Consider the following 23,100-nt stretch of genomic DNA (forward strand, 5'->3'; position numbering starts at 1 on the left):
ATAATATAATAATCATTGATTTTGTAGCTTTTGGGTAGTGATAGTTTTGATCTGATGATGCGTCATCCAACTACTGCTCGATATTTAACGCTTCAAAAGCAATCAGCTCTTGATCTTCGAATGTTGTTCTGATCATAATCGGGTTGCAACATACCTCACAATCTTCTACATATTCTTGATAAGAAACAGAAGTGTCCAGTAACATGGATATATCTTCCCAACAATAAGGACATTGAAAAAAATGTTCAAACATATAAAACTAAAAATCAATATTCAACAACTGGCCAGTTAATTGCAGCAGCTGTAGTTCTGCTAACTTAGCATCATACTTCGCTAAGGTCTTATTGGTTTGCGCTTGTATTAGATTAATCTGAGCCTGCCTGAATTCTATAGAAGTTATCTGCCCCAAGTTAAATCGCTCTTTGGAACGTTCAAAATTGTTTTGATTGGTCAAAACATTTTGTTGTTGTATTTCATAAACTTTGAGGCGATTCTTGTAATTCCCAAAAGCATTGGCAATATCTCTTTTTACTTGTTGTTCTACCTGAATTTTAGCCAATTCCTGATTGTCTAAGGCTATTTTTGCATTTTTTACTCTTGTGATCGTCCCGCCACCGTCAAAAAGATTCCAACTTAAGCTAATACCACCTGCTAATGTATAGGTATCGCCAATATTTCCAGGAAAGAACGCTGAAGGTGGATTTCTGCTTTCATTCCACCCATAGGATCCTGTCAAACCTATTGTTGGCAAATATCCTGATTTACTAACCTTTACATCGTAGTCGCTAATCCTGATATTACTTTCGTTTTGCAACAGCGTGACATTATTTTCTATCGATTTTTCTAAATAACTATCTATTTGTAATCTTGTGATAAAGTTAACGGTAGTATCTACCGTAAATTGCTTTTCTAATTCGTTATCGACGATAACGTTTAGATCTCGTTTCGTATTGACCAATTGCTGTTTAATATTCAATAAATTAATACTGTCATTGGCTACATCTACTTCTGCGTTCAACACATTTAATTTTGTGTTTTGCCCATATTCAAACTGGTAGGTTGACCTGGTAACACGTTCTTTAGAAATACGCACTGTTTCTTCCAGAATTTGTTGGTTTTCTGTAAGTCGCGCAACTTCATAATACACAGTAAACAATTGTAGTAGTGTATTTTCTATAGTTTCTCTAGCCTGTAAACTTGTAAGATTGTACTGCTCTTTTAATCGCTTATAATTATAGTAGCGCCCTAAACCATCAAATAAAGTGTAGTTAAGATTGAGCGAAGCATTGTATCGCTGTGTTTCGGCTCCATCTATTTCAATATCCTCTCGTGGTAGCCCTGTATTCGGGTTAATTGCTCCTTGAAATGAAGTGGTAGAGGATGCGTCTTGATAGTTTGCTCCTGCATTTCCTACAAGAGTTGGTAAATATCCTGAGTTTAGTACTCCTTTATTATTTTTTGCCGTTTCAATAGTATTTGTCGCTATTAGAATTCCGTAGTTATTTTCTAATGTCAAACGGATCGCCTCTTGCTTCGTTAATTTTTGGGCAAAAGCATTGCCACCGATCATAAACGAAAGCAATAATAAAGCTGCTTTACATTTATTCTTGTAATTCAAGTTGCTCTTCATTTTCCTCTTTTTGTTCTTTGATAGCACGTTCTACTTCTTCTTTTGTAATTTTATTTCCGGTTGCTAACCACTTGGTTCCTACTTTTATCTTATTGCTAAATGATAAAAACAGTGGCAATACTAATAAAGTGAGAACCGTTGCAAATCCTATCCCGTATGCTATGGAAATTGCCATAGGAATCAAAAATTTTGCTTGGCGGCTCTCCTCAAAAATCAACGGTGCCAATCCTGCAATCGTAGTTAGGGATGTAAGAAATATAGCTCTAAAACGAGATTTTCCGGCTTCAAAAATTGCCTTATCAAAAGTCATTCCTGATCGTAAGTTGCTATTAAATTTACCGATCAGTACTAATCCGTCATTTACCATAATACCAATTAGGGCTATTATTCCTAATAAGGATAAAATATTAATAGGAAAACCGTGTATCCAATGACCTAATGCTACCGCAGGAAGGCTCAAAGGAATTAATAATAACAGTAATAGTGGCTGACTATAACTTCTGAAGGTAAATGCGATGGTAATATATATCAATGCTAGTGCCGTAAGTCCAACAGGACCAAGCGATCCAAGAAATTTGCCAGCTTCTCGGTTCTGACCTTCGTAAGATGGTGTTACCGTAGGATATTTAGCTATAATTTCTGGCATAATTGCTGTTCTGATTTCATCTAAAATATCTGTAGGACTGGTCGCCTCAGGATCTTTCAGGTCAGCAGATATCTGGACTTCTCGCCTTCCATCGAGATGATTGACAGCAACATCTCCTCGTTCTATGGAGTAAGTAACAATTTCACTTAACGGAACTCGCTCTCCTGTTGAAGTCGAAATTCTCATATTATCCAAATCTAAGATGGACGAACGGTTTTCTCTGTCGTAACGAACCCAAACTCGGATCTCATCCTGACCTCTTTGAAAACGTTGCGCCTGCACTCCAAAAAACCCTCCTCTAACCTGCGCCATAACATCTCTAAGATTAAGACCCAATGCATAGGCATTTTCTTTGAGTTCTACTCGGATTTCTTTTATTCCGGCAGGATCGTTATCTGCAACATCTTTTAATCTGGAATCATTTTCTAAAACAGTTTTAAATTCTTCTTTTGCTGCTTTTAATTCTTGAATGTTGCTTCCTAGCAAAGAAACCGAAACAGGACTTCCGCCAAAGTTTCCTCCAGATCCAAAAATCAATCGTTCAGTTCCAAAAACGGGGCCTACTTTTTCTCGAATACGGTTTGCTACCAAACCAGAATTCACTTCGTTTGGCCGTTCCTCTCCTGGTAGCATATTGATCCGTAGTGAAGCGTTAGAAGATGAAGTTACATTACGGATAATATTTTCGAATAATTCTTTACCTTCATAATCTTCGCCTGTCAAAAACTCTTCGCTCAGTTCTTTATTTACGATCCAGGCTTTTTCTTCTATCATAGAAATAATAGAGTCTGTTATCTTTTCATTAGTTCCATTTGGCATTCCCAAGTCCACAGAAATTACATCACTTGCAATACGCGGAAAAAATGAAGTTCTAACAATTCCTCCTCCGATACTTCCAATAGTGAATATGAGTATCACCATAAAAATGGAAAAGGTGAAAAATTTATTTTTCAACGTAAAATTAAGTGTAGGACTGTAGATGTTATCGCGTAGCCATCTCATAATTTTATCACCAAATGTATTTACGTAACGGAGTTTAGAAAACAACTTTGCAATCCCTTTTTTGGGCTTTGTTTCTTCAGCTCTTAATGCTTTGGAATGCGCCAAATGCGCAGGAAGAATAATCAATGCTTCTACTAATGAGACTGTTAGTGTAAGAATAACTATTACAGACACTTCTCCAAAGAAATCACCAATACGACCGTCTAAAAATAAGAAGATACCAAATGCAATGATCGTAGTCAATATTGCAGAAATTATTGGAGGAATTACTTCCATTGTACCATCAATTGCTGCCTGGATTGGCGTTTTTCCTTTTTCGTAGTGCTGATAGATATTTTCGGCAATTACAATTCCATCATCTACCAAAATACCAATCACAATGATCATCCCAAAAAGCGATAACACATTGATGGTTACATTAAAATATCCTGCAAAAACAAACATTCCTAAAAAGGCTATTGGCAATCCAAAAGCTACCCAGAATGCTAAACGTGTGTTCAGGAACAAGGATAAGAACAAAAGTACTAACAACATCCCTATAATAGCATTTTCTGTAAGCAATTTGGTTCGTTGTACTAGGGTGATCGAACGATCGCTAATTACGTTTAGCTGTACATTATTATACTTTTGATTGAATTCTGTAATGTACTCTTTCGTTTTTTCTGCGGAAGAAATCAGGTCTTCGGTATTGGTACTGGTTATTTCTATATTAACCGACAGATTTCCGTTAAAATAAGAAGCATTCGGTGATTCTGAAAAACGGTCTCTGATTTCTGCCACATTTTTTAATCTAATAGTACGGCCTGATGGATCTGCTCGTATAACAAGGTTGGCCAGTTCGTCAGCATAATACGATCTATTATTTGCACGAATCAGGTATTCCTCTGCATTTGTTTTAATCGTTCCTCCTGTCGTCAAAATATTAGCCTGGCTTACTGCCTGAGCCACCTCACTGAAGCTTAGTCGATACGCCAGCAAATTATTTTCATTTACTGCTATCTCGATCTCTTCGTCAGGGTATCCACTGATACCAATCTGAGAGATACCGTCGATGGCTCGAAGATCATTTTCGACTTGTCGTGCTATTTGCTTCAAAGTATTAAGAGGTATCTCATTACCGCTTACAGAAAAATTTATTGTTTGCCTAATTGCTTCCAATTTAGAAACAACAATAGGTTCCATTCCGGTAGGAAAGGTGGGTACTCGATCCACTGCATTTTTAACTTCAAGTAGCATAAAATCAATATCTTTCCCTTTTTCAATTTCGACATTAATACTACCGCTATTCTCTCTCGAGGTCGAGGTCACACGTTCTACACCTGCTAAACCTTTTAGATTATCTTCTACCTTTAGGATTATTCCTTCTTCTACCTCTAAAGGAGACGCACCTGGGTAAATAACATTAATACTTATATTTTTAGAATCGGTAAGCGGAAAAAATGATGATTTAAGTGAGAGTGCTCCAAATACTCCGAATACAATAAAAGCAATCACTATAACATCAACAGCAACATGGTATCGGATAAAATAAGAAATAATCTTACGCATAATTACTGTTTTGAATTTGTACTAATCACGTTACCTTCAGGAGCCGATGACTTTCTTCCTTTGCCTTCATATATCTTGACTAACATACCGGCATATGCTCCGGGAACAGGTTTGCTAAGGATCACATCTCCATCAGGAACTCCTTTCAGAACAACCTTCTTGTCAGAAAAGTAAACAGGTTGCACATCGATCATATCTAAAACACTATCTCTTACTATAAAAACTTTGTTCCCATCTTGAAGCAGGCTACGATCAACTTCTATAGCGTTCTCAGCTTTTCTAGCATTAAGGTTGGCTTCCAGATACATTCCTTCTTTCAGCGAAGCATCTTTAACTTCAATAAACGTTGTTATGGTCTGGGTGGCTTGGTCTACCCTTCCATTTATGCGGGTTACAATTCCTGTATACGTTCTGGACTTGTTAAGATCGGTAAGCATTACAGATTCTCCTATCTTTAATAAGTCTGAATATTCTTTTCCTACTGCCACTTGGATCTCATATATACTGGTATCAATAAACTCTCCAAGTTTTTGTCCTTGTCGAATCAGTGTTCCTTCTGTAACCAACGCTTCTGTGAGTACTCCGGAAAATGGAGCCGAAATTATATATTTAGACAAGCGTTGTTCGAGGTTTTTTACATTGTAATATGTTGTATAAATATTGCGCCCGGTAATAAAATATTTTTCCTTTTCTGAAGCAGTCTCCGGAAGTTCTGGTGTTGCTTTATTGATGTCAAAATTGGTAAGATAATTTTGCCATTTATCATAAATATCGGGATAATCCAGCCGTAAATCAGGCATTATTGAAGTAATCAAATTGTATAAATTACTTTTAGCAGATTGTACAGATGCGTAATACTCTGAGGCATCAATCCGTATTAAGGTTTGTCCTTTTTGATATTGTTGTCCGGTTCTAAAAAGCTTAGAACCTCCTCTAAAAACGCCTTGTACTTCAGAAAATAATTCTAATTTTCTTTTAGCCTCTAGGTTACCGTTTGCAGTGATTGTAATCGGTACTGTACCATTTTTTATAGTATCTACAAAAACGGTTTTGACCACCTTTGCAGACTTTGGTTTTATTCTTGTTTTGCTGTCAATAAGCTTTTTTGCTCCAAATATAGCTCCTGCGATTAGGAGTAATCCAAGGATAGAAAGTATTACATTTCTCATTCTCAATAGTTTGTTTGAACTTTTAATATAAAAAGCTAAGCAAAACTATCAACTACTGGCGTGTGTCGCAGTTAAAGAACTCATAAAAAACCAGTGTATTAAATCAAAAAAGACATCTATAATTATAGATGTCTTTTAAAAATATATAAACTATTCTTCTTAATCTGCTATTTCGGCGATTTTTGCTTTGATTTTTTTGAGTGTACCAATCAAATTTTCGATTTCTTCGTCACTTAAGCTTTCTTGTACGGCTGGTATTAAATCATACATAATAGGAGTAACTTTTTCTATAACCTCTTTTCCATAATCAGTAAGAAAAATTCTATTTACTCTTCGATCATTCTTATCACTTTTTCTAACCACAAGGTTTTTACTTTCCATAGTGTTCACCAATCTGGTCATGGAAGTTTTATCTCTATGGGTAATAAAAGCCAGATCATTTTGTGGTTGTCCATCCTTTACTCGTAAACGCTTAAGAACGCTCCATTGTTCTTTGGATAAATCCAATCCATTTTCACTAAACGCTTTCTGAACCAAAAACCCAAAATCATAATGAATCTTTCCGATCCAAGATAACGCATGGGCATTTAAATCGATGGCCTTCGTATCATTCATACATCGCATAATTTAATTAACAAATACAAAAATATCTATAAATATCGAGTTGTGCATGATACAAACAGTAAAAAATTATTATACTACATACAATTTATCTGATCTTAACCTTAAGGTAACATTCTCTTATTCAAGTATCTTTAAAACAAAACACATTGTAATAAAAGAGTCGCAATTTGTTCCTTTATTTTCAAATAATCTTTTAAATATTATACATTCAAAAAGTTTTATGATAATGTATCGATTTCTTCTTGTAAACCTTCCCACTTTTCCATTAAAGAAGTCAATTTGTCCTTTTTTGCTTGGTATTTTTCGAAAAAATTTGGTTCAGAAATAGTTTGATCATAGTTGATTGCTAGTTCTACATCAATTTTCTTGATCTCTTTTTCTATTTTGTTAATCGATGACTCGACATTGCTTAATTTATTATTAAGTGATTTTAGCTTTTTTTGATCCTCGTAGGTTTGTTTTGCAGTTTCCTTTGTTTCTAAAGCAGGTTTAGCCTGTATATCTTTTTTCTCGATATCACGAAGGTCATCCACTTTTCTCTGTTCTAAGTAATAGTCTATATCACCTAGATATTCTCTGATTTGCTTGTTTTTGAACTCATATACTGTATTGGTCAATCCTTGTAGAAAATCTCTATCGTGTGACACTAAAATCAATGTTCCTTCAAAGCTTTTCAATGATTCTTTCAGAATATTTTTAGATTTAATATCCAAATGGTTTGTTGGCTCATCCATCACTAATACATTAAAAGGCTCTAGAAGTAATTTGCACAATGCTAACCGATTACGTTCCCCTCCAGAAAGCACCTTCACTTTCTTATCGACTTCATCACCTCTAAATAAAAAAGCGCCCAGCATATCCCGAACTTTACTTCTGGTTTTTTCATTTGCAGCTTCAATCATTGTTTCATGAATTGTTAATTCGCCATCCAAATACTCTGATTGATTCTGTGCAAAATATCCTATCTGTACATTATGACCAAGTTTTAAAGCACCAGTATATGATATTTCATCTATTATAATTTTAGCTAAAGTAGATTTACCTTGTCCGTTCTGCCCTACGAAAGCGGTTTTAGAACCACGTTCAACTAATAAATTAATATCTTTTAAAATATCTTTCTTCCCATAGGTTTTACCAACTTCCTCGGCTTCGATTACCACTTTACCGGGTTGTATACTGACCGGGAAACTAATATTCATTACTGCATTATCATCTTCATCAACTTCAATACGTTCTACTTTGTCCAATTTTTTGATAAGTGATTGTGCCATAGAGGCTTTTGAAGCTTTCGCTCTAAATTTTTCAATAAGCTTTTCGGTTTGTTCAATCTGTTTCGATTGATTTTTCTGTGCCGCTAATTGTTGATCCCTTATTTCTTTCCGAAGAACTAAATACTGCGAATATGGCTTATTATAGTCATAGATGCGGCCTAATGATATTTCAATTGTTCTATTTGTTACGTTGTCTAAAAACATTTTATCATGAGAAACGATCACTACAACTCCGGCATAGTTTTTTAAAAAATGTTCTAACCATATAATAGATTCAATATCCAAGTGGTTTGTTGGTTCATCTAATAAAAGAATATCATTGTTTTGTAATAATAATTTTGCTAGTTCTATTCTCATACGCCAACCTCCAGAAAAAGTATCGGTTAGTTTATCAAAATCTTCTCTACCAAATCCTAAGCCTTGCAATACGCGCTCTGTTTCTCCCTGATAATTATAACCGCCAAGGATCTCATATTGATGGGTGTAATCGCTTAAATCTGTTATTAGTTGGTTATAACCATCACTTTCATAATCCGTACGTTCTGCCAACTGTGTGTTAATTTCATCAATTTCCCGCTCAATCTTCTTGATTTCAATAAAGGCTTCATAGGACTCTTCTAGCACTGTCCTCCCTAGAACAAAATCTATATCTTGTTTTAGAAATCCTATCTTTACCTCTTTATCCATAGCAATCTGACCAGAATCTGGCTCTTGCTCTTTAGACAAAATCTTAAGCATGGTCGATTTTCCTGCTCCGTTCTTTCCTACCAGCCCTACTCGGTCTCCTGCATTTAACCTAAAGGCTATTTCTTCGAAAAGATATTCTCCTCCAAACGAAATTGAAAGGTTGTGTATGTTTAACATCAGTTTTTGAATATTTTCTGCAAAGATGGCTAATTTTACGATAGAATAAAAGTACTATGAGCTACATAAAAGGAACCAAAATTTATAGCATCTTGACAGGCAGCTGTCCTGTTTGTCAGAATGAAAGCATGTATAAGGAATCGAACCCTTATAAATTAGGTAAAGTTTTCCAAATGCATGAAAGGTGTAGTCATTGTCATACTAAGTATAAGATAGAACCTTCCTTTTTTTATGGAGCAATGTATGTAAGTTATGGTGTCGGTATCGCTTTTGCAGTAGCAGCCTTTGTAATCGGTAATCTTTTTCTAAAAATGAACCTGCTGAATACATTTTTCACTATAGTGGCTACGCTCTTGATATTTTTCCCAATAATCCTTAGATTATCAAGAAACATCTGGATTAATATTTTTATGCATTACAGAAAAGAATAAGAATTTACCGTAGTTTTTCAAAACGTTTGATATCAATTTCTTTATCTAAGAGCTTTTTGTTTTCAATAAGATCATAAAGCTTACCTGCCGCATAGGGTCCGATTAATATACCTCTGCTTCCTAACCCATTTATAATATGCATATTTTTATACAAAGGATGTGTGCCTATCAAAGGTCTTCTATCCTTGGTCGTGGGTCTTATTCCTGCTTCCTGATTAACTATTTGGTACGGTACTTTTAAAAACCGTTCTAACTTATCTTGTAGCTCCTCTCTGGCAGATTTTGTAGTCTCCTGAGTTTTATCGTTATTATTATAAGTCGCTCCTACTTTATATAAATCCTTTCCTAATGGAATAATAAAAATAGAGGATTTCACAGCCTCTTGCAGCTCTAATTGCTTTGATCTAATCGTTATATATTCTCCCTTATTTCCGAGGACTGGTAAATAGTTGAAAAAAGGATTTTTTTTGATCCCATAACCTTCAGTAAAAATAATATTTCTGGCTTTTACACCTTTATATTCTATAATATCGTCTGCGACCACCAGATGATCATAATCAAAAGATTCTTTTCTCAGCTTCTTCTCTTTCTCTATATTTTTTAAATACGTAGACAACATTTTTTTTACATCGATCCTGCCGGTATAGTTTACTTTTCCATAATGAAAAGAAATATCTAAGGCGTCATTTTCATTTCGTATTAAATGCGGAGATAAAAATCTATCCAAAACTGGCCTATCACAAGCTTCAAACCATTGATTTTGTTCCTCCACACTATTAAACCTTCTTAAAACCGGAAGCTCGAACAACAGCGATGTTGTTAGTTTTTCTTGTATATTTTTATAAAAAGGAACGGCTAACGCTAGTTGTTCTGAAGCAAACCAAGCAAGCGTAAATCGTTTTAATATAACCGGATTGTATAATCCTCCAGCAACTCTAGAAGATTTCTGAGAAAAATTTTCATAAACGATATATGATTTATTGTTTTTCTCTAATTTCTCTACAAAAGCCAATCCTGCTAATCCAAAACCTACAATTATATAATCTATCATATATCAAAAATAACAAAACGCCCAGCGGATTCGTTGGGCGTTTATATATTATTTAGAAACAAGAGCTTTTAATAACTCCACATATCCATTTCAAAGTTTCGGATACTCTCTTTAATTCTTTCGCTTTCCAGCAATTGCATCAAAGCGTTGTCGATTATATAATCATTAACTTCCCGGTCACCCTGAATGTTATCTTCTTTATATATAACAGAATTAAATCGTCTGGCATTAAGAACATGATCATAGGTAAAAGGCATAGAAGTGTTTTTTCTATTAAACGCTTTTGCATTATGAAGTATCTCTCTTACATCGGGATACCACACCCAGAATAACGGAACCATATCCGGCTCATCATCATTAAGAAAGTTTACATCTGGTGCAACAGGAGCAAGGCCTAATAATCTGTATCGCAGTTCTCCCTGACGCTTATCAAAATACCAGTATCCTCTGATTTGATACTCTGATATGTCTGCAGCTCCAATGGTGGTAACTTCAATATATTGAGGATCTACGGTTTCTCCGGCATTATACTGTTCATATCCTAAATCCAGCGTGTCTATTTTTGACAAGGTACCATCCAAATCTTTCAATGTACGTGTTTCTGTAAAATATGAATCTGCGTAAATCTTTTTGATGTTACCATTTTTAACATTTGACAACAATACATCATACAATGCACGTCTATCTGCACCTATATTAACCGTATCAATTGGATAATATAATGGAAAATTAATACGTTCATCGAGATCAATCGTCTCCCACGTTGTTTTGGCCCAAAGCACGTCACGTTCATCAACGTAACCGTATTCTAACGGAAGGTCATTATCCAATTGAATCTGCTCAATTGTCTTCTTTCCGATATCCTCAGGACTGTCAGCATTCAAAATGTTAGCCTGACCAAACGAAAATAACGTTACAAATAGACTAAAAACGGTTAATAACAAATTTTTCAAATTCATAATCATTAGTTTATTTTAGTTCGTTAACTCAACGATAACCGGAGATATTTTCTTTAATTTATATCCAGCGTTGGTTGTTAACTGTGCTTTGATATCTATAACCTGAACCGAAGATCCACGTTTCGCTTTTCTAAGCGCAGACTTTGCTCTAGAATCCAATCTACCACCTCTCACATTAACAGTTGGCTGACCTTCTACTTTAAACTTAAAGCCTGTTACTTTTAACTTAATATCAAAATCAAAGTCAGGTAAAATTGCACCGATCGAAGCTTTATTTAAGCCACTTTTTGACATTTTAATACTTCCATCTTCACCTCTTACAGTTCCTACTGGTCTCGGTATATCTTTAATTCTAAATTTCTTACTATCGCTTACAGTAGCTCCATTTGGTAGCTTACCACTTACTTTGATACTAACTTCTCGGGACTTTACTGTGGTAACATTCATCATATATTTACCTGCTCCACCTAACTTTCTAAGTCCAGGAGCACTTGCATTAACCGCAGGAACACCAGGTATAGAAATTGTCATTGGGTTCTGCACACCTCTGTAGACTACATTCATCTTATCTGCAGAAATTACTGCTGAATTTGGTTTCGGTATCACAGCGTAGGAACTTTTGATTGGAATGGTTACTGTAGAATCTCCTTCTTTAAATTGCAATTCTCCTTTTACCTCTCGCTCACCAACGTTACCTGCTGGGAACTCAAGCATAATCTGACCATTTTCAACTTTTTCTTGATCTTTTCCATTAACTACAACTTTTGTTGGCTTTAATGTTGCATCAAATCGACCCAATACAATACGCCCCTTAAATGGTTCTCCACTAAAGAAAGCTGTTTTGTCTGGAACTACTATTGCTTCATAATTACTAAACGATAATTCTGACGCCTGTTGCCCTGCCAATAACGCAGACAACACTTTACTTTCTGTAGTTTTAACATCAGCTTGCATTTGAGTAAGTTTCGTAAGAGAAGCTACCAAAGGAAAGCCTTCAAAATTATATTTCAACCAATCCACTGGTCGATTATCACGGTTTCTTACTTCTTCTGTAGCAAATGTTTTTTCTACATCGTTTGCAACTTCAGCATCCACCTCTTTCACACTTCGGATAGCCTCAACTACTCCTTCTCGGTAGGTGTTAATCTTTTCGACAAAATCGTTTGCTGCTGGTGTAAGATTACCACCTTCAAAAAACTTGGTATCCAGTGCGTCTGGTTTATCCATAGTTTCATAATCGGTCGGATCATCAGCGGTAGCAATAATTTCAGCTTTGATCTGCGCTACATAGTCATTGAACTCATTAGACAACGCACTGATAGTTTCTGCTTTCTCCTTTAATGGTGTATATTTTTCTGGTTGTTCACTTGCTTTCTCAGCTAGACCGGCCATGAAAGATCCATTTCTTTCTGTAGCAATTTGATTTGCCGATGTCAATTTTTCATTCATTAAACCGAAAGCCGATAGTACTTCTTTTGACATATTTAATGCCATCATCGCTATAAATACCAAGTACATAAGATTGATCATCTTCTGCCTTGGTGATAATTTTCCTCCTGCCATATTTCTATATTTTGGTAGTTATTTTTTAAAATCAGTTAAATACTAGTTTCTGTTCATAGCACTTAACATACCACCATAGACTCCATTAAGAGAAGACAAATTACTGGCAAGACTTTCCATTTGATCTTTAAGTTTTTGTGCATTATCAGCAATTGCCTGATTCGCTTCTGCCTGAGATGCAGAAGATTCTAATTGCACTTTATAAAGGCTATTTAACGATTCTAATGAAGCAGCAGCTTTTGCCATCTCTTCACTATATTTTTTCTGACCCTGAATAGAATCTATTGTAGGAGAGATTCCTTTTGCTGCTCCTTCGAAGTTACGGATACTTTCTCCCAAGCTGCTCATAAGACTGGAATCAACTCTTGCTTCTTTAAGCATTTCATCTAGTTTCTTTGATAACATTCCATCTGGGGTCTGGATTTCTTTCTTGTCTTTTTTGTTTCCTCCAGCTAATTCTGGATATACTAAAGACCAATCTAAATCATCATCAACAGGTTCGAATGCAGAAACGGTAAATACCAAGGCCTCTGTAATCAGACCGATGATCAGCATCTCATTACCGAAAGGCCAGTGCATAATTTTAAATAACGCTCCAAGGATAACTACAGCTGCTCCCAGACCGTATACCATGTTCATTAATTTCTTGCTTGATTTTGAATTTGCCATAATAAATGTGTTTAGTTTTTTAAATTTTTTTTTAAAAAATCTTAAATTAAAAAAGGGTTAGTAATTAGGGTTTTGATAGATAAATTTTGGGACTTATTCTAATTTCTAGTATTATCTTCTCCAGTAACGTCAGTACCCATATAATCCTGTACCGTTCTAAATCCGATATAACTTCTAGCTGAATCTGCGTATTCATAATCTCTGGTACTTACCTGTAGGAAATAAGCAACGTCTTTCCAAGACCCTCCACGCACAACTTTTCTCTTATTTTGATCATCGTTAACATTTGGGTTCATCGATGACACATATTCATAGGCTGCAGGATCGTATGAAGACTGCACCCACTCTGAAACATTACCTGCCATATTATATAAGTTATAATCATTAGGCTCAAATGTTTTTGCTTCTACTGTATACAAAAAGTTATCAGCTGCATAATTACCTCTCAAAGGCTTAAAGTTAGCTAGGAAACAACCTCTATCATTTAGCGCATAAGGTCCACCCCAAGGGTATGTTCCTGACTCTAATCCACCTCTGGCGGCATACTCCCACTCAGCCTCTGTCGGAAGTCTAAAATAATTCACAAACTCCTTATTACGCTTTTTCTGGTAAGAATTCTTTTCGATAGTTCTCCAGGTACAAAAAGCTTTTGCCTGTTCCCAGGAAACACCCACTACTGGGTAATCATCGTATGAACTATGCCAAAAGTAATCGTTATGCATTGGCTCATTATAAGAATAGTTAAAATCTTTGATCCAAACAGTAGTATCAGGATACACCTCAATTACTGTTTCTTTAACAAAATCTTTTCTTCTTCCTTTTTTCGCTCGAGCCGCTGCTTGAATATCCATCCAGGTAAATCTGAATTTAAAATTCTGTACATCAAAAGTACGTCTTCCATTGTATGATTCTTCTAATGGGATATATAGAGAATCCATCACTTCTGTGTAGAACTCATCAGGATAATCTTCTGTGTCCCATTCAATATCTATGTCCTTATTGAGCTTACGACCTTCGTAGCCAGTTGTTCCGGTTCCACTATAATTGTCATAAACATATTTCTCATAAACAGACATATCCTCGGTATTTGCATCAAGAAATGCAAATTCTCCGATTCCATCATCTCCGGGAGTTTTACCTAAATCATCAGCCATGATAGCTAACTTCATTCTAACGGTAGAATCACGAACCCAACGAACAAATTGTCTATATTCACTATTAGTAACTTCAGTCTCGTCCATGTAGAAAGATCGAACGGTTACTGTTTTTGTCGGCGCATTAGCTAATGCTGCCTTGTCATCATCGGATTTACCCATAATAAATGAACCTCCGGGGATGAGAGCCATTCCGTAAGGTTTTTCCGGATGCCATTTTTTACCCTTTACTCCAACTAGTTCTCCGCGGTTTCCTCCGCCACAACTATATAGCATTGCTACAATAGCAAAGAGTGATACAAATTTCTTCATAACGTGTTTTAGGTTAAGATCTTCGAGATTTAAGTTGGTAAACCTATTTATTTATTTCCAGAAAAACAATTTTTTTCCAAAAAAAACCTTAAATCTCCCTAATAAAAATGTTAAACTTCGTTTTTTCGTTTTGCCTTATACCATCTTTCAGGTATTTCTTGATTACAAGCACGCTCATAATCGTTGTATGTGCAAGGTAATAACGTGTGTCTTTTCAATTTATTATTCCCGGATGAAATAAAAGGTATTTCTATCCACCATCTTTCTGTTTTATGACTTTTATAAAAGGATAAAATTTCTTCTTCTACCGGTACGTTATAGTGAAGTGTTCCTGATTGATTTTTGATATTCAATTCATTAGATCGATAATTAACTCCTTCAATAAAATACCAAAGTATCTGAGCAATTAGGAGCGAGGTTGTTTCTTCTTGTTTGAAATTTTTAAATTCATAAATCCCAAAACTCTTCACCTTGTCACTTATACCAGCGTATCTTGCAATTGCACAAATCTCTCTTCCATTAAAACCATTTGGCGAAGCATATTGATAATTAAGGCAAGTAGAACTCATTGCTCCAAGATCGATCGTTACTATATCAGCGTCTCGCATAATTGGTTCTACAATCGTAAGATCAGATGTTACCTCTCCTAATCGATACGCATCAAAATATAATTTTTCAATAAGATCTATTTCTTCTTGAGCATTATAATACGTTTGATATCCTATATTACTATAATTGAAAAGGTTATAGGGTTGTTCTACAATAATTTTACCTACAAAAGAAGTATTTGTTATCGGTTGCGAAGTATTTCCTAAATCAAATTTGCTATCTACATTGACTAGGTTAACCATCCTTTCTAAAATATCAAAGGCACGGTACTGGCCATACACCAAGTCCTGACTTCCACCAATTATTAGCGGAATGACATTTTTTTGAAGTAGCGTAGATAAAATCTCCTTCATCAGAAAATATGTGTCACCTACCTCATCACCAGGAATAATATCTCCAAGATCAACAATCCTTGTATCCCAATTACCAGGAAAAAGATCGTATAATGATTTACGTATGGTATCAAAACGCACTTCTTCTCCAAGAAAATTGATATCATTTCTGTTCTCCCTAACTCCAATAATTGCAATAGCAACTTTATCTAAATCAGGAACTCCGTCATCAGATGTATGTGTTTTAATTTGTTTACCCAGTGATTGATCTGAAAGCAATGCAATATGCGCAGCTACTTTATCACTAACTGGTGAAAGAAATTCTAAAGACATATGGTATACCTATTTCTTTTTAGTAGTCTTTTTTTTGGCAGCGGATTTTTTCTTGGTAGCGGTCTTCTTTTTAGGAGCATTCTTTTCGATAAGATCTTTTACCTTTTCTAAAGTAAGTTTTGTAGCATCTACAGTTTTAGGTAATTCTATTTTGGTTTTACCCTTTATAATGTTACTTCTCCCCCATCTTGCTTTTTCAACCCTGATTCCTTCATCCTCCCAATTATGAATCACCTTATCAATCTCCTTTTGTTTCTTATCTTCAATCAGCTGAATAATATCCTGATCAGAAAGATTATCAAAATCATATTTCTTATTCACATTGATAAACATACCATTCCATTTTATGAACGGACCAAATCGACCGGTTCCTTTTTGTACTGGTAAATTTTCATAGGTATAGATAGGCGCGTCTGCTTTTTCTTTAGCATCAATTAATTCTTTCGCTCTATCGAGCGAGGTATTCAATGGGTCTTCTCCCTTATCCAATGAAACAAACTTATCACCAAAACGCACGTAAGGGCCAAAACGACCATTGTTTACCACAATCGTTTCTCCCTTATACGTACCAAGCTCTTTAGGTAATTGAAACAGATCCATTGCTTCTTCAAAAGTAATACTACTTAATGTTTGCCCTGGTGCCAAACTTGCAAATCTGGGTTTATCCTCGTCTTCTGCAGTACCAATTTGTACCATAGGCCCAAACTTCCCTAGACGAACACTTACTGGTTTTCCTGAATCAGGATCTTCCCCCAAAATTCTTTCTCCAACTTCTCGTTCAGCATTCTGAGCAACATCCTCTACTCTGGGATGAAATTCTTCGTAGAATTGTTTCATAACGTGAGTCCAATCTTCCTGACCATCTGCAATTTCATCAAAATCTTGTTCTACCTTAGCTGTAAAATTGTAATCCAAAATAGATGAAAAGTGATTTACCAAAAAGTCATTAACTACCATTCCAACATCGGTAGGTATTAATTTACCTTTATCACTACCTACTTTTTCTTTTAAGTTTTTTTCCTTAACAGCATCACCGGAAAGTGTAATCTGAACATACTTTCGTTCTTCACCTTCTTTTGATCCTTTCTCTACATAATTTCTATTTTGAATGGTAGAAATTGTTGGCGCATACGTGGATGGACGACCAATACCTAACTCTTCCAATTTTTTCACCAACGCTGCCTCAGAATAACGACTTGGAGGTCTTGTAAATCTTTCGGTAGCAGTTACATAATTGTTAAACAAATTCTCTCCGACCTTCATAGCTGGTAAAATTCCGCTTTGCTCTTCGTCTTCATCATCATTTCCTTCCAGATATACTTTTAGAAACCCTTCAAACTTTATCACCTCTCCATTTGCTACAAATTGTTCGCTATGCGAATTAGCACCTATTTTTACATTTGTCCGTTCTAATTTGGCATCACTCATCTGCGATGCTATTGCTCTTTTCCAAATCAATTCATACAAACGTTGTTGATCATAATCAACCGGAACTGTATGCATTGAGAAATCTGTTGGTCTAATCGCTTCGTGAGCTTCTTGAGCTCCTTTGGCTTTACCTTTGTACTGTTTAGGATTGCTATATTCTTCTCCATAGGCAGAAATAATTTCAGCTTTTGCGCCATTCTGAGCTTCTGTAGATAAGTTTACACTATCTGTCCTCATATAGGTAATCAGTCCAGCCTCATATAGCCGTTGAGCCATAGTCATCGTTTTACTTACAGAAAAATACAATTTCCGTGATGCTTCTTGTTGCAAGGTCGATGTTGTAAATGGAGGTGCAGGTGATTTCTTAGCTGGTTTGGTAGTAAGGTCTGCTATGTTAAACCCAGCTCCAAGATTCTTCTTTAAAAATGCTTCTGCCTTTTCTTTAGTTGTAAAATTTTTAGGAAGTTTTGCTTTAAACGATTTTCCTTCTTTATTAGCAAATTCGGCATCGATTCTATATGAAGCAACTTGTTTAAAACCAAGTATTTCACGTTCTCTTTCTACAATTAAACGCACAGACACAGATTGTACCCTACCGGCAGACAAACCTCCTTTTACTTTTCTCCACAAAACAGGGGATAGTTCATAACCTACCAGTCTATCCAGAACCCGTCTGGCTTGTTGTGCGTTTACTAGATTATAATCAATGCTCCTAGGATTTTCAATAGCCTTAAGTATCGCTTTTTTAGTAATCTCGTGAAAAACAATTCTACGTGTTTTTTCTTTTTTTAGTTTTAACTCTTCGGCCAGATGCCATGCTATTGCTTCTCCTTCTCGATCCTCATCACTTGCTAACCAAACCATTTCGGCTTTTTTGGCTAAGTCTTTCAGCTTTTTTACTACATCCTTCTTATCCTTAGAAACAATATATTTCGGTTTAAAGCCTTCTTCTACATCTACCCCTAGTTCTTTGGCCGGTAAATCCGCAATGTGCCCAAAACTAGAGGCCACCTTATACTCTTTGCCCAGAAATTTTTCTATTGTTTTTGCCTTAGCTGGTGACTCTACGATCACTAAATTCTTAGCCATAAATCCTTTTTTTTCATCTGTTGATAATTCATGATTACTAGTTGACAGACACAATAGCTAGCAAACATTCTTTTGGTTGATGACAACCCAGCCACTAGGGCTCAATTCTGAGAACAAAAGTATATCAATTTTTTGAGATCAAAATTTTTTCATAAAAATTATACTAAAAAAACCTGCAAAGGAGCAGGTTTTTTTACTTATTGTTCAACAATGGCGTTCCAGCTTTCTGGTTTATTGTCATCATGAAAACCAATCCCATCTTTGTACATATAATATATGGGCAAATAGACAAATGAAGCTGTAAAAAACACTCCAACAAAACATAATATCATGCCTACAAATTGTGCTAATATGGATGAAATGATAATTAACCCAAACGCAATTAACCAAATTTTATTTCCAAACTTAAAACTAGATTTAATCAAATCTGACGTGCTAACATCGGGATTAAAGGCAAAAATCACACCAAGCAATTGCAAAGGCACCATCACATAAAAAATTGGAAGATAACATAGCAATGTAGCTAATAAAGCAATACCAAAAGTAGCTATAGCTAGTGTAAATATTTTTCCCAAATACTTTCCTTTAAAAAACATCAAATAATTAGTAGCCTCAGGCAGTTGCAAATCTACCTGTTTGCAAACTCTATAAAAATGAGCAGTTATACCCAATTGAAATGCGGAACCTACCAAAGAAACTACAATCACCAAAATAACAAATAAGACAATCATACCAACAGAAATCTCATCCTGATAGTACACCTGTCCCCCATAGTCACTTTCAAAACCACCTATACTTGCCAAAGCAATGATCGGAATATACATTACAAAAATTAACGGAACAATAATCACCATTGAAATTAATAAATGAATAAACCCCTGCAACCAAACTTTTTTAAAAAGTTCGATGCTTTTATTAAATATGTTTCCAAAATCAATTGGATTGCTTTTTTCTATTTTTTCGAAGAGCTGATTGGCATCCATACAGAAAGTAATTTAGTCGATTAGTATCGTCAAATATATATATTTAAACAAATATAACCCTGTCACTTTGTCATATATCGTTTTAAAGAGTATCTTTGCACATTATTTGAATTGAATAGATACGGATATTATTATACATGGAGAAGATTATTAACGAAAACATTCAGGGACAGCCATTATCTCTAGATAAAAAAGAAGGAAATACAAGAAAGCTCTTTATTGAGAGTTATGGATGCCAAATGAATTTTAGTGATAGTGAAATTGTAGCATCCATTTTGGCTAAAGAAGGTTTTGATACGACTCAGAATCTGGAAGATGCAGACTTGGTTTTGGTAAACACTTGTTCTATTCGTGAAAAAGCAGAGTTAACCGTTAGAAAACGTTTAGAAAAATATAATGCCGTAAAGAGAATTAATCCCGGAATGAAAGTAGGTGTTTTGGGTTGTATGGCAGAACGTTTAAAAAGTAAATTTCTAGAAGAAGAAAAAATAGTTGATCTCGTTGTAGGACCAGACGCCTATAAAGATCTTCCAAACCTAATTGAAGAGATAGATGCAGGTCGCAATGCAGTTAATGTACTCCTATCTAAAGAGGAAACTTATGGAGATATTTCTCCCGTTCGCCTGCAAAGTAATGGTGTATCGGCTTTTGTATCTATTACCAGAGGTTGTGATAACATGTGTACTTTTTGTGTTGTACCATTTACCAGAGGAAGAGAACGTAGTCGTGATCCACAAAGTATTATGGAAGAAATAGATGATTTAGCTTTAAAGAACTTTAAAGAAATCACACTTCTTGGTCAAAATGTTGACAGCTATTTATGGTACGGGGGTGGATTGAAAAAAGATTTTGAAAAAGCAAGTGACTTCCAAAAAGCTACTGCAGTTAATTTTGCTAAATTACTGGATATGGTAGCTCAAAAGCACCCCAAAGTAAGGCTACGTTTTACCACTTCTAACCCACAGGATATGACACTGGATGTGATTGAAGTAATGGCAAAGCATAAAAACATATGTAAATATATCCACCTACCAATACAAAGTGGTAGTGATCGCATTCTTAAGGAAATGAATCGACTACATACAAGACAGGAGTATTTTGAATTAATCAATAACATCAAAAAAATGATTCCGGATTGTGCGATTTCTCAAGATATCATTACAGGGTTTCCAACAGAAACAGAAGAAGATCATCAGGATACATTATCTCTTATGGAATATGTAAAATACGAATACGGTTTTATGTTTGCTTACTCTGAAAGACCTGGAACATTGGCTGCTCGTAAATTAAAAGACGATGTACCTGAAGCTATTAAAAAGAGAAGACTTAATGAGATTATCACTGCACAACGTACGCACAGCACTTTGAGACATGAAGCCTTTATTGGTAAAACCGTAGAAATACTGATAGAAAAGGAGTCTAAAAAATCAGATGTACACTGGAGCGGAAGAAACACTCAAAATATTGTAGCAGTCTTTCCAAAAGAAAATTATGCTATAGGAGATTTTGTAATGGTGCGTATTGATGATTGCACAAGTGCTACTTTACTTGGAGAAGCGGTAGGATATTCTGATAACAATTAAATTTTAATACATCAAAACCAACTAATATAGTTTTATTAAATGGAATCAGTTCAAGCTACAAAACAAAGATTCGGAATTATAGGAAATGACCCTAAACTAAACCGTGCTATAGAAAAAGCTATCCAGGTAGCTCCTACAGATATCTCGGTTCTGGTTACTGGAGAAAGTGGTGTTGGTAAGGAAAGTATTCCTAAAATTATTCATTCATTATCTCATCGTAAACACGGTAAATATATCGCGGTAAATTGCGGTGCTATCCCTGAAGGAACTATCGATAGCGAACTGTTTGGCCACGAAAAAGGAGCATTTACAGGCGCGACTTCTACAAGAAGTGGATATTTTGAAGTAGCTGATGGAGGAACTATATTTTTGGATGAAGTAGGAGAATTACCGTTAACTACTCAGGTAAGACTTCTAAGGGTACTGGAAAACGGAGAATTTATTAAAGTAGGGTCTTCAAAAGTTCAAAAAACAGACGTCCGGATTGTGGCAGCAACAAATGTAAATATGTTTGAAGCCATTAAAAAAGAAAGATTTCGTGAGGATCTCTATTATCGTTTAAGCACGGTTGAAATTCTATTACCACCGTTAAGAGATCGTGAACAAGATATACACCTGCTATTCAGAAAATTCGCTTCAGACTTTGCTACCAAATATAAGATGCCAACTATTAGACTAGAAGAAGGTGCTGCCCAATTGTTAGAAAAATATCGTTGGAGTGGTAATATCAGACAATTACGCAACATTGCAGAGCAAATATCAGTCCTTGAACAAAACAGAACTATCTCTATGAATACCTTAAGAGGATATTTACCGGATATAGGTAATAATCTGCCTGCTGTCGTTTCTTCTAATAAAAAAGATGGTGATTTCAGTAATGAAAGAGAGATTTTGTATAAAGTACTTTTTGATATGAAAAACGATCTCAACGATCTCAAAAAGTTAACTATGGAGTTGATGCAAAATGGAAACTCTCAACAAGTACAGGAAGAACATGAAGGGTTAATTAGAAAGATTTATCGAGACGATAAAGATGAAGAAGAGATACCTTTTGAAGAGCCCACGGAACCAACAACTGGAGTTTTACAAATCACTCCTCCTGCAGAAGCGACCAAGAAAGAGGATGATAAGTATCATTTTGCTGAAGAAATTGAAGAAGAAGAAACACTATCATTACACGACAAAGAATTAGAATTAATTAAAAAATCTCTGGAACGTCATCGTGGAAAGCGTAAAGCAGCTGCCGAGGAATTAGGAATTAGCGAGCGAACGTTGTACAGAAAAATAAAGCAGTATGACCTTTAAAAAGGTGAAGACTTTAGAAAATTAAAAAGTTAGAAAATTGATACGTACATTAAAATACATATTTGTGGCAATCGTTGGATTAATACTACTTCAAGGATGTGGTGCATATTCTTTTAGTGGAATTAACACTACCGCTACGACATTTCAGGTTGGCTTCTTTCGGAATCAGGCTTCAATTATTATTCCTGGGATTGACCAAAGATTCACCAATCAACTGCAAGATTTAATTCTCAATCAAACCAATCTGAACTTAGTAACCTCTAATGGTGATATTTCATATGAAGGAGAAATTGTTCAATATTACGTAGCACCTACCAATGCAACATCCTCTAATACCGCAGCTCAAAACCGATTAACCATTGCGGTAAATGTTCGGTTTTATGACATTAAAAATCCTAAGGAAGATTTAGAACAGCGTTTTTCTTTCTTTTTTGACTATCCCGCTTCACAAGCAGAAACTGCAGTTCGGGATGAGGCAATACAAATAATATATGACAGGATTACTCAAGACATACTAAATGCTACTTTGGCAAAATGGTAATAAA

General features: G+C 35.3%; 18 protein-coding genes. 4 read left to right on the top strand and 14 right to left on the bottom strand.

Annotated features, from left to right (window positions below; all coding sequences use genetic code 11):
• Positions 1-70: 70 nt before the first annotated feature.
• The 6 genes from ACWGOQ_RS03825 to ACWGOQ_RS03850 form a co-directional block, all read right to left on the bottom strand.
• Positions 71-253 carry a CPXCG motif-containing cysteine-rich protein gene (locus ACWGOQ_RS03825; protein WP_452056440.1) on the bottom strand — a complete coding sequence of 61 codons (183 nt, stop codon included), beginning with the start codon at positions 251-253 and terminating at the stop codon, positions 71-73.
• A 6-nt stretch (positions 254-259) separates the two neighbouring features.
• Positions 260-1,630, bottom strand: a complete 1,371-nt coding sequence (locus ACWGOQ_RS03830) for a TolC family protein (RefSeq protein WP_452056439.1) — start codon at positions 1,628-1,630, stop codon at positions 260-262.
• The gene (locus ACWGOQ_RS03835; protein WP_452056438.1) at positions 1,602-4,826 is read right to left on the bottom strand and encodes an efflux RND transporter permease subunit; all 3,225 of its coding nucleotides are present in this window, start codon (positions 4,824-4,826) and stop codon (positions 1,602-1,604) included. The genes ACWGOQ_RS03830 and ACWGOQ_RS03835 overlap by 29 nt, the downstream gene beginning before the upstream one ends.
• A 2-nt stretch (positions 4,827-4,828) precedes the next feature.
• A complete protein-coding gene (locus tag ACWGOQ_RS03840; RefSeq protein ID WP_452056437.1) occupies positions 4,829-5,995 on the bottom strand; it encodes an efflux RND transporter periplasmic adaptor subunit in 1,167 nt (388 codons plus the stop codon).
• Positions 5,996-6,154: 159 nt separating this feature from the next.
• The gene (locus ACWGOQ_RS03845) at positions 6,155-6,610 is read right to left on the bottom strand and encodes a MarR family winged helix-turn-helix transcriptional regulator (RefSeq protein ID WP_452056436.1); all 456 of its coding nucleotides are present in this window, start codon (positions 6,608-6,610) and stop codon (positions 6,155-6,157) included.
• A 227-nt stretch (positions 6,611-6,837) separates the two neighbouring features.
• On the bottom strand, positions 6,838-8,754 hold the full coding sequence (locus ACWGOQ_RS03850; protein ID WP_452056435.1) for an ABC-F family ATP-binding cassette domain-containing protein: 1,917 nt from the start codon (positions 8,752-8,754) through the stop codon (positions 6,838-6,840).
• 56 nt (positions 8,755-8,810) lie between these two features.
• Here ACWGOQ_RS03850 and ACWGOQ_RS03855 point away from each other — a divergent pair, with 56 nt between their 5' ends.
• On the top strand, positions 8,811-9,185 hold the full coding sequence (locus tag ACWGOQ_RS03855) for a DUF983 domain-containing protein (RefSeq protein WP_452056434.1): 375 nt from the start codon (positions 8,811-8,813) through the stop codon (positions 9,183-9,185).
• Between the two features lie 4 nt (positions 9,186-9,189).
• Here ACWGOQ_RS03855 and ACWGOQ_RS03860 read toward each other — a convergent pair whose 3' ends face one another.
• The 8 genes from ACWGOQ_RS03860 to ACWGOQ_RS03895 form a co-directional block, all read right to left on the bottom strand.
• A complete protein-coding gene (locus tag ACWGOQ_RS03860) occupies positions 9,190-10,236 on the bottom strand; it encodes an NAD(P)/FAD-dependent oxidoreductase (RefSeq protein ID WP_452056433.1) in 1,047 nt (348 codons plus the stop codon).
• 68 nt (positions 10,237-10,304) lie between these two features.
• Positions 10,305-11,195, bottom strand: a complete 891-nt coding sequence (porN, locus tag ACWGOQ_RS03865) for a type IX secretion system ring subunit PorN/GldN (protein ID WP_452056432.1) — start codon at positions 11,193-11,195, stop codon at positions 10,305-10,307.
• 15 nt (positions 11,196-11,210) lie between these two features.
• Complete coding sequence (gene porM / locus ACWGOQ_RS03870; protein ID WP_452056431.1) at positions 11,211-12,758, bottom strand: type IX secretion system motor protein PorM/GldM; 1,548 nt, start codon at positions 12,756-12,758, stop codon at positions 11,211-11,213.
• A gap of 42 nt (positions 12,759-12,800) precedes the next feature.
• Positions 12,801-13,427: a type IX secretion system motor protein PorL/GldL gene (gene porL / locus ACWGOQ_RS03875; RefSeq protein WP_452056430.1), complete on the bottom strand. Its 627-nt coding sequence runs from the start codon at positions 13,425-13,427 to the stop codon at positions 12,801-12,803.
• Positions 13,428-13,525: 98 nt separating this feature from the next.
• Positions 13,526-14,893 (bottom strand): T9SS ring complex lipoprotein PorK/GldK, encoded by a 1,368-nt coding sequence (gene porK / locus ACWGOQ_RS03880; RefSeq protein WP_452056429.1) that lies wholly within the window; start codon positions 14,891-14,893, stop codon positions 13,526-13,528.
• Between the two features lie 110 nt (positions 14,894-15,003).
• Positions 15,004-16,167 carry a formimidoylglutamase gene (locus tag ACWGOQ_RS03885; protein WP_452056428.1) on the bottom strand — a complete coding sequence of 388 codons (1,164 nt, stop codon included), beginning with the start codon at positions 16,165-16,167 and terminating at the stop codon, positions 15,004-15,006.
• Between the two features lie 9 nt (positions 16,168-16,176).
• The gene (gene topA / locus ACWGOQ_RS03890) at positions 16,177-18,684 is read right to left on the bottom strand and encodes a type I DNA topoisomerase (RefSeq protein ID WP_452056427.1); all 2,508 of its coding nucleotides are present in this window, start codon (positions 18,682-18,684) and stop codon (positions 16,177-16,179) included.
• A gap of 197 nt (positions 18,685-18,881) precedes the next feature.
• Positions 18,882-19,667 carry a hypothetical protein gene (locus tag ACWGOQ_RS03895; protein WP_452056426.1) on the bottom strand — a complete coding sequence of 262 codons (786 nt, stop codon included), beginning with the start codon at positions 19,665-19,667 and terminating at the stop codon, positions 18,882-18,884.
• A gap of 137 nt (positions 19,668-19,804) precedes the next feature.
• Here ACWGOQ_RS03895 and miaB point away from each other — a divergent pair, with 137 nt between their 5' ends.
• Genes miaB through ACWGOQ_RS03910 form a run of 3 tightly spaced genes read left to right on the top strand, consistent with a single transcriptional unit; the run spans position 19,805 to position 23,096 of the window.
• The gene (gene miaB / locus ACWGOQ_RS03900) at positions 19,805-21,250 is read left to right on the top strand and encodes a tRNA (N6-isopentenyl adenosine(37)-C2)-methylthiotransferase MiaB (protein WP_452056425.1); all 1,446 of its coding nucleotides are present in this window, start codon (positions 19,805-19,807) and stop codon (positions 21,248-21,250) included.
• A gap of 39 nt (positions 21,251-21,289) precedes the next feature.
• Positions 21,290-22,555: a sigma-54 interaction domain-containing protein gene (locus tag ACWGOQ_RS03905; RefSeq protein ID WP_452056424.1), complete on the top strand. Its 1,266-nt coding sequence runs from the start codon at positions 21,290-21,292 to the stop codon at positions 22,553-22,555.
• Between the two features lie 37 nt (positions 22,556-22,592).
• On the top strand, positions 22,593-23,096 hold the full coding sequence (locus tag ACWGOQ_RS03910) for an LptE family protein (RefSeq protein ID WP_452056423.1): 504 nt from the start codon (positions 22,593-22,595) through the stop codon (positions 23,094-23,096).
• Positions 23,097-23,100: the final 4 nt, after the last annotated feature.

It is taken from the genome of Aquimarina ulvae, from assembly GCF_053613295.3.